The 12,795-nt window shown below is 70.1% G+C and carries 12 protein-coding genes and 2 pseudogenes; 10 read left to right on the forward strand and 4 right to left on the reverse strand.

Annotated elements, in window-relative coordinates; all coding sequences use genetic code 11:
• The 6 genes and pseudogenes from HY68_RS03570 to HY68_RS03595 all read left to right on the forward strand — a co-directional run.
• Window positions 1-1,124, forward strand: a pseudogene (locus HY68_RS03570) (hypothetical protein); the annotation flags it as partial.
• A gap of 279 nt (window positions 1,125-1,403) precedes the next feature.
• On the forward strand, window positions 1,404-2,342 hold the full coding sequence (locus HY68_RS03575; protein ID WP_041984278.1) for a cellulose-binding protein: 939 nt from the start codon (window positions 1,404-1,406) through the stop codon (window positions 2,340-2,342).
• A gap of 101 nt (window positions 2,343-2,443) precedes the next feature.
• Window positions 2,444-3,472: an ABC transporter ATP-binding protein gene (locus HY68_RS03580; protein WP_041984281.1), complete on the forward strand. Its 1,029-nt coding sequence runs from the start codon at window positions 2,444-2,446 to the stop codon at window positions 3,470-3,472.
• A gap of 3 nt (window positions 3,473-3,475) precedes the next feature.
• On the forward strand, window positions 3,476-4,255 hold the full coding sequence (locus HY68_RS03585; RefSeq protein ID WP_041984283.1) for an ABC transporter permease subunit: 780 nt from the start codon (window positions 3,476-3,478) through the stop codon (window positions 4,253-4,255).
• A 127-nt stretch (window positions 4,256-4,382) separates the two neighbouring features.
• Window positions 4,383-5,567, forward strand: a complete 1,185-nt coding sequence (locus HY68_RS03590) for an ATP-binding cassette domain-containing protein (RefSeq protein ID WP_041984285.1) — start codon at window positions 4,383-4,385, stop codon at window positions 5,565-5,567.
• On the forward strand, window positions 5,564-6,388 hold the full coding sequence (locus HY68_RS03595; protein WP_041984287.1) for an ABC transporter permease: 825 nt from the start codon (window positions 5,564-5,566) through the stop codon (window positions 6,386-6,388). The genes HY68_RS03590 and HY68_RS03595 overlap by 4 nt, the downstream gene beginning before the upstream one ends.
• Window positions 6,389-6,419: 31 nt before the next feature.
• On the opposite strand, the gene HY68_RS03600 is transcribed toward HY68_RS03595, so the two are convergent.
• Complete coding sequence (locus HY68_RS03600) at window positions 6,420-6,749, reverse strand: hypothetical protein (RefSeq protein WP_041984289.1); 330 nt, start codon at window positions 6,747-6,749, stop codon at window positions 6,420-6,422.
• A 209-nt stretch (window positions 6,750-6,958) separates the two neighbouring features.
• On the opposite strand from HY68_RS03600, the gene HY68_RS03605 reads away from it, so the two are divergent.
• Window positions 6,959-7,984 (forward strand): LLM class flavin-dependent oxidoreductase, encoded by a 1,026-nt coding sequence (locus HY68_RS03605; RefSeq protein ID WP_041984291.1) that lies wholly within the window; start codon window positions 6,959-6,961, stop codon window positions 7,982-7,984.
• A 45-nt stretch (window positions 7,985-8,029) separates the two neighbouring features.
• Here the strand turns inward: HY68_RS03605 and HY68_RS03610 are convergent, their stop codons facing one another.
• Window positions 8,030-8,422, reverse strand: a complete 393-nt coding sequence (locus HY68_RS03610) for an SCO5389 family protein (protein ID WP_041984292.1) — start codon at window positions 8,420-8,422, stop codon at window positions 8,030-8,032.
• A gap of 213 nt (window positions 8,423-8,635) precedes the next feature.
• On the opposite strand from HY68_RS03610, the gene nucS reads away from it, so the two are divergent.
• Together nucS and HY68_RS03620 are read left to right on the forward strand one after the other, a co-directional pair.
• A complete protein-coding gene (nucS, locus tag HY68_RS03615; RefSeq protein ID WP_041984294.1) occupies window positions 8,636-9,295 on the forward strand; it encodes an endonuclease NucS in 660 nt (219 codons plus the stop codon).
• Between the two features lie 109 nt (window positions 9,296-9,404).
• Complete coding sequence (locus HY68_RS03620) at window positions 9,405-9,761, forward strand: DUF6204 family protein (protein WP_041984295.1); 357 nt, start codon at window positions 9,405-9,407, stop codon at window positions 9,759-9,761.
• 26 nt (window positions 9,762-9,787) lie between these two features.
• Here HY68_RS03620 and HY68_RS03625 read toward each other — a convergent pair whose 3' ends face one another.
• Window positions 9,788-11,398, reverse strand: a complete 1,611-nt coding sequence (locus tag HY68_RS03625) for an MFS transporter (RefSeq protein ID WP_157874280.1) — start codon at window positions 11,396-11,398, stop codon at window positions 9,788-9,790.
• A gap of 95 nt (window positions 11,399-11,493) precedes the next feature.
• Here HY68_RS03625 and HY68_RS03630 point away from each other — a divergent pair, with 95 nt between their 5' ends.
• On the forward strand, window positions 11,494-12,030 hold the full coding sequence (locus HY68_RS03630) for a TetR/AcrR family transcriptional regulator (RefSeq protein ID WP_041984298.1): 537 nt from the start codon (window positions 11,494-11,496) through the stop codon (window positions 12,028-12,030).
• Between the two features lie 187 nt (window positions 12,031-12,217).
• Here HY68_RS03630 and HY68_RS44705 read toward each other — a convergent pair.
• Window positions 12,218-12,795, reverse strand: a pseudogene (locus tag HY68_RS44705) (hypothetical protein); the annotation flags it as partial.

Genomic DNA, 12,795 nt, shown 5'->3' on the forward strand with positions numbered 1-12,795 from the left:
ACCGGCTGCGCGCCGAGACGGCCGAGTACGCGCAGCGGATGCGGACCGAGGCGTCGGACGCGCTCGCCACGGCCGAGCAGGACGCGTCACGCGCCCGCGCCGAGGCCCGCGACGATGCCAACCGGATCCGTGGTGACGCGGCGACGCAGGCGGACCGGCTGATGGCCGAGGCGACGACGGAGTCGGAGCGCATGCGCGCAGAGGCGGCCGAGACGGTCGGGGCCGCGCAGCAGACGGCGGACCGACTGCGCGCCGAGGCACAGCAGTTCAAGGCCGACATAGAAGCGGCGGCCGACCGGATCAGGAACGAGGCACAGGAGGAGACGGACTGGCTCCTCGACGAGGCGCGCAAGGACGCGGCGAAGCGCCGCTCCGACGCGGCCGAGCAGGCGGACCAGCTCATGAACAAGGCCCAGGAGGAGGCGCTGCGCGCCGCCACCGAGGCCGAGGCGCAGGCGGACCGGCTGGTGGCCGCGGCACGGAGCGAGGCGGACCGCATCACGGCGGACGCGACGGTCGAGGGCAACACCCTCGTCGAGCGGGCCCGCGCCGACGCGGACGAACTCCTCGTAGGGGCCCGGCGGGACTCGACGGCCATCAGGCAGCGCACCGAGGAGTTGCGGGCGCGCAGCGAGGGCGAGATCGAGCAACTGCACGAGCGGGCACGGCGGGAGACCTCGGAGCAGTTGCGTACGGCGGGTGAACGGGTCGACACTCTGATGCGCGCCGCCAACGAGCAGCGCGCCGAGGCCGAGCAGAAGGCCAAGGAGCTGATGGCCGGGGCCAATTCGGAGGCCAGCAAGGTCCGGATCGCCGCGGTGAAGAAGGCGGAGGGCCTCCTGAAGGAGGCCGAGCAGAAGAAGGCCGAATTGATTCGGGAGGCCGAGCAACTGCGTGCGGAAGCCGATCAGGAAGCCAAGCAGATGGTCAAGGACGGCAAACGGGAGCTGGACGTGCTGGTGCGCAGGCGCGCGGACATCCAGACCGAGATCTCCCGTGTCCAGGACGTACTCGAAGCGTTGGAGTCATTTGAGGCACCCTCCGGTCCCACGAAGGACAACCCCGTCAAGGCGGGCGCCGCAGCGGGAACCACACGTTCGGGTAACAAGCCTTCGGACAGTTAGGGCCTGTTCGGCGGGTCATGGCCGGGTCCGCGCCGTCTGGCACGGCACCTCGCGGCGTTGCCGAGACGCCCCGATAGCTCCGCTATCGAAACGTCCCGGCGCCTTGCGATCCACCGCCCCAGACGACGCGGCCTGTCCGACCCTGACCCGCCGAACAGACCCCAACCACTCAAAAGACTGGACATTGTCCGTATCAAACCGGCATCAACTCGATGACACGCCGCTTCGGCCCCTAGGATTCCCCCTATCACCTCACCGGTCTCATTCGACAGGAACCCCATGAGCGACACATCCTCCCCATTCGGCTTCGAGCTCGTGCGGCGTGGTTACGACCGCGGTCAGGTGGACGACCGCATTACCAAACTCGTCGCCGACCGTGACAGTGCACTCGCCCGCATCACCTCTCTCGAAAAGCGCATCGAGGAGCTCCACCTCGAAACGCAGAACGCCCAGGCCCAGGTCAGCGACGCAGAGCCGTCGTACGCGGGGCTCGGCGCGCGCGTCGAGAAGATCCTCCGTCTCGCCGAGGAGGAGGCGAAGGACCTGCGCGAGGAGGCCCGTCGCGCGGCCGAACAGCACCGCGAGCTCGCCGAGTCGGCGGCCCAGCAGGTGCGCAACGACGCCGAGTCGTTCGCCTCCGAGCGGAAGGCGAAGGCGGAGGACGAGGGCGTCCGGATCGTCGAGAAGGCGAAGGGCGACGCGTCGACGCTGCGCTCCGAGGCGCAGAAGGACGCGCAGTCCAAGCGCGAGGAGGCCGACGCGCTCTTCGAGGAGACCCGCGCCAAGGCCGCCCAGGCCGCCGCGGACTTCGAGACGAACCTCGCCAAGCGGCGTGAGCAGTCCGAGCGTGACCTGGCGTCGCGTCAGGCGAAGGCCGAGAAGCGCCTGGCGGAGATCGAGCACCGCGCCGAGCAGCTGCGGCTGGAGGCCGAGAAGCTGCGCACGGACGCGGAGCGCAGGGCCCGTCAGACGGTGGAGACGGCGCAGCGCCAGTCCGAGGACATCGTGGCGGACGCGAACGCCAAGGCCGACCGGATCCGCAGCGAGTCGGAGCGCGAGCTGGCGGCGCTCACCAACCGCCGCGACTCGATCAACGCCCAGCTGACCAACGTCCGCGAGATGCTGGCCACGCTGACCGGCGCCGCTGTCGCCGCCGCCGGCACCCCCGCCGACGACGAGCCGATCTCGCGCGGAGTGCCGGCCCAGCAGTCCCGCTGAGTACCGGCAGTCACGCGGAACCCGACAGTCCGGGTAACAATCGCGTCAAGCCCCCCGCCACTCCGGTGGCGGGGGGCTTTTCGCACCTTTAGGTTGGCCGCATGATCGAGGTTGAGGGGCTCACCAAACATTTCGGCCGCAAGGTCGCGGTCGACCATCTCTCCTTCCAGGTGAGACCGGGTGTGGTGACGGGGTTTCTGGGCCCCAACGGGGCGGGCAAGTCGACGACGATGCGGATGATGCTGGACCTGGACAACCCGACCGGCGGATCGGTGCGGATCGACGGGAAGCAGTACCGGAACCTGACCGACCCGTTGCAGCACATAGGGGCGCTGCTGGAGGCCAAGGCCATGCACGGTGGCCGCAGCGCGTACAACAACCTGCTCTGTCTGGCGCAGAGCAACCGGATCCCGCGCCGCCGGGTGGACGAGGTCCTCGACATGGTCGGGCTGACCGCCGTGGCCAAGAAGAAGTCGAAGGGCTTCTCGCTCGGTATGGGCCAGCGGCTGGGCATCGCCTGCGCGCTGCTCGGCGACCCCGAGATCCTGATGTTCGACGAACCGGTCAACGGCCTTGACCCGGAGGGCATCCACTGGATCCGCAACCTGATGAAGGCGCTCGCCGCCGAGGGCAGGACGATCTTCGTCTCCAGCCATCTGATGAGCGAAATGGCCCTGACGGCGGACCACTTGATCGTCATCGGCCAGGGCAGGCTGCTGGCCAACACGTCCATGGCCGACTTCATCCACGAGAACTCACGCAGCTACGCCCGGCTGCGTTCGCCGCAGCACGAGCGGCTGAAGGACGTCCTGCACGAGGCCGGCATCAGCGCGGTCGAGGCGGCCGACGGGACGCTGGAGGTGGACGGCGCCGAGACCGAGCCGCTGGGCGACCTGGCCGCCGAGCACGGCATCACCCTGCACGAGCTGAGCGCGCAACGCGCCTCGCTGGAGGACGCCTTCATGCAGATGACGGCCGAGTCCGTCGAGTACCACGCCCATTCCGGTGCGGGCGAGCCGCCGCCGGCCGCGTCCGGACCCGCGCAAGGGCCTCCGCAAGGCCCACCGCAGGGACCGCCCGCCGGCCCGCAGTGGGGTCCGCGCGCCGGCAACCAGGGCAAGGGAGCCTGAACGATGGCATCGGCACCAGCGGTCCTCCAGTCCGAGTGGACCAAGATCCGTACCGTTTCCTCCACCACCTGGACGCTGATCAGCGCCTTCGTGGTGACCGTCGCGCTGGGCTGGGGACTGTCCGCGCTGTTCAACTCGCAGTACGACAGTCTCTCCCAGGCCGACAAGCTCACCTTCGACCCGACGTTCACCAGCTTCTCCGGGATGATTCTCGGCCAGCTCGCCATGGTGGTCTTCGGGGTGCTCGTGGTCGGCTCCGAGTACAGCTCGGGCATGATCCGCACCTCGCTCGCCGCCGTGCCGCGGCGGGCGACGTTCCTCTTCAGCAAGATCCTGGTGGCCGGGGTGCTGGCGCTGGTGGTCGGGATCATCACCGGCTTCATCACGTTCTTCCTCGGCCAGAGCGCCCTCGGCGACCGCGGCACCAGCATCGGTGAGCCGAACGTGCTGCGCGCGGTCATCGGCAGCGGTCTCTACATGGGCATGATCGCCATCTTCTCGATGGGCGTCACGGCGATGCTGCGCAGCTCGATGCTGGCGCTCGGCATCCTGATGCCGTTCTTCTTCCTCGTCTCGCAGATCCTGTCGGCCGTACCGGGCGCCAAGAAGGTCGCCCGCTACTTCCCCGACCAGGCGGGGTCCAAGATTCTCCAAGTGGTCCCTGACGCGACCGGTTCGGACCGGGCGCCGTACGGGCCGTGGGAAGGATTCGGCATTCTGGCGCTGTGGGTGGTGGCGGCGCTGATCGGCGGATACGCGGTACTGAAGAAACGCGACGCGTAGCGCGTTCCCGGCGGAAGCATTTGGCCGGAACCGTCAACGCCCGGATATCCTCCTAACTCTTACGGGGGCCTTCGGCCGGGGGACGGCCATCGCCCCGACGACCTGACCTTGTCGATGGGGCTGGAGAATGATCGAGGCAGTCGGCCTGACGAAGCGCTACGGCGCCAAGACGGCCGTGTACAACCTTTCTTTCCAGGTACGCCCAGGCACCGTCACCGGTTTTCTGGGCCCCAACGGTTCCGGCAAGTCCACGACGATGCGGATGATCCTGGGGCTCGATCAGCCCACCTCCGGTCATGTCACGGTGGGTGGGCACCCCTTCCGGCAGCTCCCGAACGCGCCGCGCCAGGTCGGCGCGCTGCTCGACGCGAAGGCCGTGCACGGCGGCCGCACCGCGCGTAACCACCTGCTGTCGCTGGCCCAGCTCTCCGGCATCCCGGCGACCAGGGTCGACGAGGTGCTGGGCGTGGTGGGCCTGCAGGACGTGGCCCGCAAACGGTCCAAGGGCTTCTCGCTGGGCATGGGGCAGCGGCTCGGCATCGCGGCGGCGCTGCTCGGTGATCCGCAGGTCCTGCTGTTCGACGAGCCGGTCAACGGTCTCGACCCCGAAGGCATCCTGTGGGTCCGCAATCTGATGAAGCAGCTCGCGGGCGAGGGCCGTACCGTCTTCGTCTCCTCGCACCTGATGAGCGAGATGGCCGTCACCGCCGAGCATCTGATCGTGATAGGCCGGGGGCAGTTGCTCGCCGACATGAGCGTCCGTGACTTCATCTCGCACAACTCGGCCGACTTCGCGCGGGTGCGTACGGCGGACATCGAGGCGGAGCGCCGCGAGAAGCTGACGTCGGCGCTCATCGAGGCGGGTGGCCAGGTGATGCCCGAGCCGGACGGCGCGCTGCGGATCACCGGACTGCCGCTCCCCCGGATCAGCGACGTGGCGCACGACGCCGACGTACGGCTGTGGGAGCTGTCGCCGCACCAGGCCTCGCTGGAGGAGGCGTACATGCGGATGACGCAGCACACCGTCGACTACCGCTCGACAGCCGACGCGCTCGCCGGTTTCCAGCAGCCGCAGCCCGGCTACGGGCCGCACGGCGCCGCGCTGCCGGCCGCGGCGCCGGCCGTCTCCGACGTACCGCAGCAGGGCTGGTACGTACCGCCGCCGCCCGGCGAGAACCCGTACGCGGCACCGGTGGCGACACCGGCTCCGGCACCGGACGCGGCCCCGGCCCCGGCCCCGGACGCGGCTGTCCCTGCGGCCGCCGCCGAGAGCGCCCCGACGAAGCGCGACGAGACCGAGGACGCCCGATGACGACCCCGTACCAGCACCAGCGGCAGCCGCTCGGCTATGTCTCACCGATCCCGGTGCGGCGGGCCACCCTCAGCGACGCGGTCGCCTCCGAGTGGACCAAGCTGCGGTCACTGCGTTCCACGATGTGGACGCTCGGCGCGTTGATCTTCCTGATCGTCACCGTCGGCGTGCTCGCGGCCGTGATCAGCAACGCCACGTCGTCGACCGACGAGGACGCGCTGAGCCTCGGCTTCTCCGGGGTGCTGCTCAGCACCATCTGTGTGATGACCCTCGGCGTGCTGACCATGACCGCCGAGTACGGCACGGGCATGATCCGCACGACCCTGACGGCGTGCCCCAGCCGGGCGCGGGTGCTGGCGGCGAAGTCGCTGGTCTTCTTCCTGCTGGTCTTCGCGATCACCACGCTGACCACGGGCATCGTGGGCGCGCTGCAGACGACGATCATGGACGTGCCGTCGGCCGGCGGTGAGCGGTGGTTCCGCGCGACGGCCGGCGTCGGCCTCTATCTGGCGCTGCTGGGGCTGCTGTCGCTGGCCGTCGGGGTGCTGATCCGGCATTCGGCGGGCGCGATCACGATCATGATCGGGGTCGTACTGCTGCCGCTGGTGATGGCGCTGTTCATGGTCTCGGACGGGCTCTCCGGCCTGCGCGACGCGCTCTTCGAGTACTCCGTGCCGAGCCAGCTCGCGGTCTTCTACGACAACTCGGTGGGGCCCGCCGGTGAGGGGCCGACCGGCTGGGACCCGCTGTGGATCATGCTGGCGGTGACGCTGGCGGCGATGGTCGGGGCGTTCTTCGCCCTGGACCGCAGGGACGTCTGACGGCGCGACGGCGGACCGGCAGGGCCCTTGCTCAGTACCGGGGCGCGTTACGGGACCGCTGCACCCGCGAGGTGCGGCGGTCCTTCGCGTTCCAGCACGCCTGGTGCCAGTGGCGCCGGTCGTCGACGCCCCCGTACTCGGGCCAGGCCACCACATGGGCGAGCCCCGACGGGATCTCCTGGTCGCAGCCGGGGCAGCGGTACCGCTTGCCCGCCGCGCTCGCGCCGGCGACATGGCGGACGCACCACTCCTCGCCCTGCCAGGACTCCGTCCGCTGGAAACCGCCGTACCTGTCACCGGACTCACCGGCGCGCTCGGTCGGTTTCTCGCCGCCACGGGGGCGGTTGCGGCGCGGGGACACAGGACACCTCACGGGGCAGGAAGCACGGTTCCGCTCCAGCCTACGGCCCGGGAGAGGGGGCACGTGTCTTCTGTGGCGGGTGAGTGGCGCAGGCACAGGAGGTACTTACCGGACAATCGCAAGAACTTCGCGCGCAGCCGTGCCTTTGGCACGTGTCACGCGTTATTGCCGGTAGGGGGAGTCGCGTCGGCCTTGAGGAGGCAGAAGCGATGCGGGTTGGAGCATTCGTACTGGCAGCGCAGTTCCCGGGCCAGGGCCAGGGAGAGGCGCTGCACCGGGCGGTACGCACCGCCGAGACCGCCGAGGAGTCCGGACTGGACTCCGTCTGGCTGGCCGAGCACCACTTCGTGCCGTACGGGGTGTGCCCGTCGGCCGTGACACTCGCCGGACTGCTGCTGGGACGGACCCGACACATCCGGGTGGGTACCGCGGTCAGTGTGTTGCCGAACGCGCATCCGGTGGCGCTCGGCGAGCAGGCGGCCCTGCTGCACCTGCTGTCCGAGGGGCGGTTCTCGCTCGGGGTCGGCCGGGGCGGGCCGTGGGTGGATCTTGAGGTGTTCGGCGCGGGTCTTGAGGCGTACGAGCACGACTTCCCCGAGTCGCTCGGGCTGCTGCTGCGCTGGCTGCGGGAGCCGCGCGTCGCCGCCACCGGTGACCGGTTCGTCTTCCGTGAGGTGCCGGTGGTGCCCCGGCCCGACGAACTGCTCGACCAGGAGGGCCCGGAGGTGATCGTCGCGTGCACGTCACCGAAAAGCGTGAAACTCGCCGCCCTGCACGCACTTCCGATGCTGCTGGGCATGCACTGCGACGACGAGGAGAAGGCCGGGATGGTCGCGCTGTGGCGGGCACACGCCCATGCGGCCGGACACAGTCAGGAGACCGTCGCCGCCGTGCGCCATGTGTCGGTGGGGGTCGCGCAGATCGCGGACGACACGGCGGAGGCGACCGAGACGCTGCTCAAGGCGATGCCGGGCTGGCTGCGCCAGGGGCTCGGCGCGCATACGACGGTCGACGGCAGGCAGCGCGCGATGCGCGATCCCGTCGCCTACACGGAACTGCTGTGCGCCCTGCACCCGGTGGGCCCGCCGGAGCTGGCGGCCGACCGGCTGGCGGCCACGTCGGAACGTACCGGCATCACCCGCTTCGCCCTGCTGGTCGAGGGCTCGGGCGATCTGGTGGCGACGGAGGAGAACGTACGGCGGCTGGGCTCCGAGGTGCTGCCACGGCTCGGCTGACCGCCGGCGTACGGCCGGCCACCGGCCGTACGCCGAGCGACCGGTTCAGCAGTCGCGCAATTCCGGGGACTGGTTGAGCAACTGGGCCCGTACCGAGGTGAAGCGGGCAAGCCGCTCATCGACCGAGGAGTCCAGCGGGAACACCGCGACGCGGTGGCAGTTCTGGAACGCGAGGCGCACTCCGAAGTGCCGCTGGAGTGCGCCGCGAATGGCGTCACTCGCGAGTGCGCGCAACAGCTCACCACGTGCGTGCTCGTCCGGCGGCGGCGTCTGGTTGTCGGCGAACTGACCGCCGTCCACCTTCAGCTGTGCCACCAGGGAACTGATCATCTCCCATGCGAAGGGCAGGGAGGTCCGGACGCAGTCGACGAATTCCGCTTCGTCGACCTCGCCTCGCTCGGCCTGCTCCAACAGTGCCGGTGAGACGTCGAGCGACATGGGTTCTCCTCTCGCGACCCCAGCAAAGTGGGGCCTTACGGGCAGGGAAAGAGGCGCCGACGACGCAGCGTGCACGACCGGCGACCTCCTGCATCCACGTTATGCTCGCTGTCCGGACCGCACCAGGCGAATGGGAACACAACCGGCCACAAACGAAAGGGGCTTGAGGGGCGAATCGCGCCGGGTGGCGGCAGTCGAGTAGCGTTGCCCACCATGCGTCTCGTCATTGCCCGCTGCTCCGTGGACTACGCGGGCCGGCTCACCGCCCACCTGCCCTCCGCGCCCCGTCTGATCCTGGTCAAAGCCGACGGCAGTGTGTCCATCCACGCCGACGACCGTGCGTACAAACCGCTCAACTGGATGTCGCCGCCGTGCACACTGAAGGAGGGCGACGGTGCTTGGACGGTCGTGAACAAAGCGGGCGAGAAACTGATCATCACGATGGAAGAAGTCCTTCACGATTCTTCGCATGAGCTCGGTGTCGACCCCGGACTCATCAAGGACGGCGTGGAGGCCCATCTCCAGGAACTGCTCGCCGACCGCATCGAGACGCTGGGCCAGGGCTACAGTCTGATCAGACGCGAATACCCCACCGCCATCGGCCCGGTGGACATCCTGTGCCGCGACGCGGACGGCGGGACGGTCGCGGTCGAACTGAAGCGGCGCGGCGACATCGACGGCGTCGAACAGCTCACCCGCTATCTGGAACTGCTCAACCGCGATCCCCATCTGGCCCCGGTCAAGGGCGTGTTCGCGGCCCAGGAGATCAAACCGCAGGCGCGGGTGCTGGCGACGGACCGCGGTATCGGCTGCGTGATCCTGGACTACAACGCGATGCGCGGCATCGAGGACGACAAACTCCGCCTGTTCTGAGGCGAGTTGCGGCCCCACCCGCACCGAGTGGGCGGGGCCGCCGATTGGCTGCATGTCGCCCACGCGGAACTCGCTGGTCCCCGCCGACCGCGCTCGTTAGGGTCGCGGGATGAGCACTCGTACGTTCCGCATCACCGTCCGCGGTGTCTTCGACGGACTCGGCACCGACCAGCGGGCCGAACTCCTGTCCCGCGCCCCCGAGCACGACGTCCTGCGCGCGGCCTTCACCCCTGAGGGACACCTCAGCTACGACCTGGCGGCGCGGTCCGCCTTCACCTTCCGCTTCCAGGACTCGGGAGAGGAAGAAGCGGACATCCTGGAAGCGACCGAACGCGCCGAAGAGGCGGCGAAGACGTGGCTGACCGAACGCGGCTACGGCTACAAGAACCTCAGAAGCACCGCCGAAGACCTCTCCCAGGCCCCCTTGGGCAAACGACAGCGCCGCGCCGCGGCCCGGCAGGCGTGAGCCTGGCCGGACCTGCGCGAAGCCCCCTACCCCCGCACACGCCGGCCGCCGGCGGATCGCTGACGCGGTGGCGTGTGCGTGTTCGTGGCCGTACGTTCCGCTCTGCCCGCGGTCCTGGCCGGCAGCCAGAACGCTCCGAGGACCATCCCGGCCAGCAGAAGCCCGATGGCGACGGACGAGGTGGAGCGGAGGGCGTCGGTGAACGCGTGAATCGCTTCGGCGTGGAGGTGCGGGACGGCCTGCGCGAGGCGCGGGGAGCCGCTGGTCGCGGCGGATTCGAGCGCGGTGACCGTCGCGCCGAGCGAGTCCTGCGCCTGTTCCGGCAGCGGAGGTGTCCACGGTGACAGGGCGTCCGTGATGCCGCCGTGGTAGCGGGTGGCGTAGACCGAGCCGAGTACGGCGACGCCCAGGGCGCCGCCGATCTGCCGGATCGCGTTGTTGGCCGCTGCCCCCGCGGCGGCCTTCCCGGGCTCGACGACGGCCATGACCAGCGGGGTCGTGGTGGCCATCACCGAACCGATGCCCACGCCCGCCAGCAACAGGGCGAACTCGATCGTCAGCAGCGGTGTGCCGGCGTCGAGGAAGTACAGGATCACGAACGCGACGGTGAGGGAGCCGAGCCCGAGCAGCACGGTGAACTTCGGTCCGCGTACCCGGGTGAGCGCGTTCGCCGCGAGGGCGGCGGCGACGCTGCCGACGGCGACGGGCAGCAGGATGAGCCCGAACGCCAGTGTGGAGTCGCCCCGGACGAGAAGGCTGTAGAAGACCAGCAGATACGTCCCGCCGGTGATGGTGAAGAAGGCCAGCGCCATGCTCAGCGTGCCGGAGACGAAGGCCCGGTTGCGGAACAGGGAGACGTCGATGGTCGGCTCCGCCCGGCGGCGCTCCACGAGCACGAACACGGCGAGGATCACGATGCTGGCGGCGATCAGACCGGTGGTCTGCCACGCCCACCACGTGGTCTCCCCACCGCGGATCACACCGAACACGAGCAGCGCGGCGCCCGCGACCGACAGGACGACGCCCGGCACGTCGAGACGCCGCCTGACGGCCGCCTTCGACTCGGGTATCGCCCATATCGCGAGCCCGCCGGCGACGAGCACGACCGGTACGTTGATGAGGAACACCGATCCCCACCAGAACCGCTCCAGCAGCAGACCGCCGACGAGCGGTCCGAACGCGACCGACGAGCCCCCGATGGCCGACCAGACGCCCATCGCCCTGCCCTGCCGGTCGGCCGGGAACGTGTCGCGGATGACGGACAGCGTCGCCGGTGGTACGACGGCCCCGCCCAGTCCCATGACCGCGCGCCAGAGGATGAGTTGGCCGGGGCTCGTCGAGAAGGCGGACAGCGCCGAGGCGACGGCGAAGACCGCCAGCCCGATCAGCAGGACCCGCTTGCGGCCGAACCGGTCGGCGAGGATGCCCGCCGGGAACATCAGCGCGGCGTAGATGAGGATGTACGAGTCAACTGCCCACTGGAGCTGGGAGTTGGATGCGGACAGCTGCTCCTGGATGGCCCGCAGGGCGATGTTCACGATGGTGTTGTCCATCATCACCACCAGCAGAAACACACCCAGCAGGGCGAGGACGAGCCCCGTCCTGCGCGGCGCGGTGACGGACGGTTCTTGCTGCACGGCGCGCTCCTCGATCCCGGACGGCACTACTTACTGAGTGCTCGCTAAGTTCAACACCGTAACAGAGGTTAGCGACCGGTCGCTAAGATGGCTCCATGGCTCGATCCAACGCGGAAGACCGGCGGGCCCAGGTGATCGACGCGGCGATCGCCCTGTTCGCGCACACCGGGTACGAGGGCACCAAGACGAGCGCCATCGCGGCGCGGGTCGGTGTGTCACAGCCGTATCTGTTCCAGCTGTTCCCGACCAAGAAGGCGATCTTCATCGCCGCCTGGCACCAGGCCTGCGACCGGATCGTCGAGACCCTGACGGAGGCGGTCGCCGCCACACCGCGCGAGCGGCGGCTGCCCGTACTCGCCGCCGCCTACGACGAGCTCGTCACCACGGACCGCGATCTGCTGACGATCCAGATCCACGCCTGGAGCGCGTCGGCGTCGGACGCCGACATCGCCGAGGCGACCCGGGCGGGGCTCGAACGGCTGCGGGACTCAGCGATCGAGCAACTGGGCATCTCCGCCGAGCAGTCGACGCGCCTCCTCGCCGACATGGCGTTCTACAACATCAGCGTCGGGGTCGCCATGCGCGACCCCGGCGACTGCACCGTGACGCGCCTTCTCCAGCAGCACCGCTGAGGCGCGTCACGCGGCCGGGCAGGGCCTAGGGCCTTTCGTTCGGATCTTGCCGGGCTCGCGGGGGCCGGTGCCGCGCCTCGCGGCGTTGTCGTCGGCCGGCGACGCTCCGCGTCGCCTCCCTCCTCCGCCTTGCGATCCACGACACCGGCCCCCGCTCCCTGATCCGGCCTGATCCAAACGACAGACCCTAGGCGACCGTGCCGGTGGGCTCGGGCACTCCCTCGGTGACGACCGGCGACGTGCCGCTCGCCGAGGTGTCCGGCTCGGACGGGTCGGTGGGATCGGTCGGGCCTGTCGGGCCGTCCGTCGGGTCGGTCGGATCCGTCGGGTCGTCCGTCGGGTCGGTGGGATCCGTCGGGTCCGTGGGGCCGGTCGGCGGCTTCGACGAGTGGGTGGGCTTCGTCGGGTGGCCCGGAGGGGACGAGTGGTGGCCGCCCGGCGTCGAGTGGCTGTCGGACGGGGACGACGGGCTGCCCGGGTCGGACGAGGTCATGGTGTCCGGATCGGTGGGGACTCCGGTGCCGCTCGGTGCGCTGGACGAGCCCGTGTCGCCCGGGGTGCCCGGGGCGTCGCCGCTGGACTGCTCCGCCGGCGACGAGGGGTCGGCCGGCGGGTCGGCGGGCAGGCCCGCGCCGTCGTCGTCCGGGCTGGTGGACTCCTCCGTGGTGACCTTGTCCGAGCCCTGTGTGTCGTTGCCCGAGGTGGCGCCCAGAGTCACGACCGTGCCCAGTACGGCGGCGAGCAGCGCGCCCGTGCCGACGGCGA

It is taken from the genome of Streptomyces sp. AcH 505, from assembly GCF_000818175.1.
GTDB lineage: Bacteria > Actinomycetota > Actinomycetes > Streptomycetales > Streptomycetaceae > Streptomyces.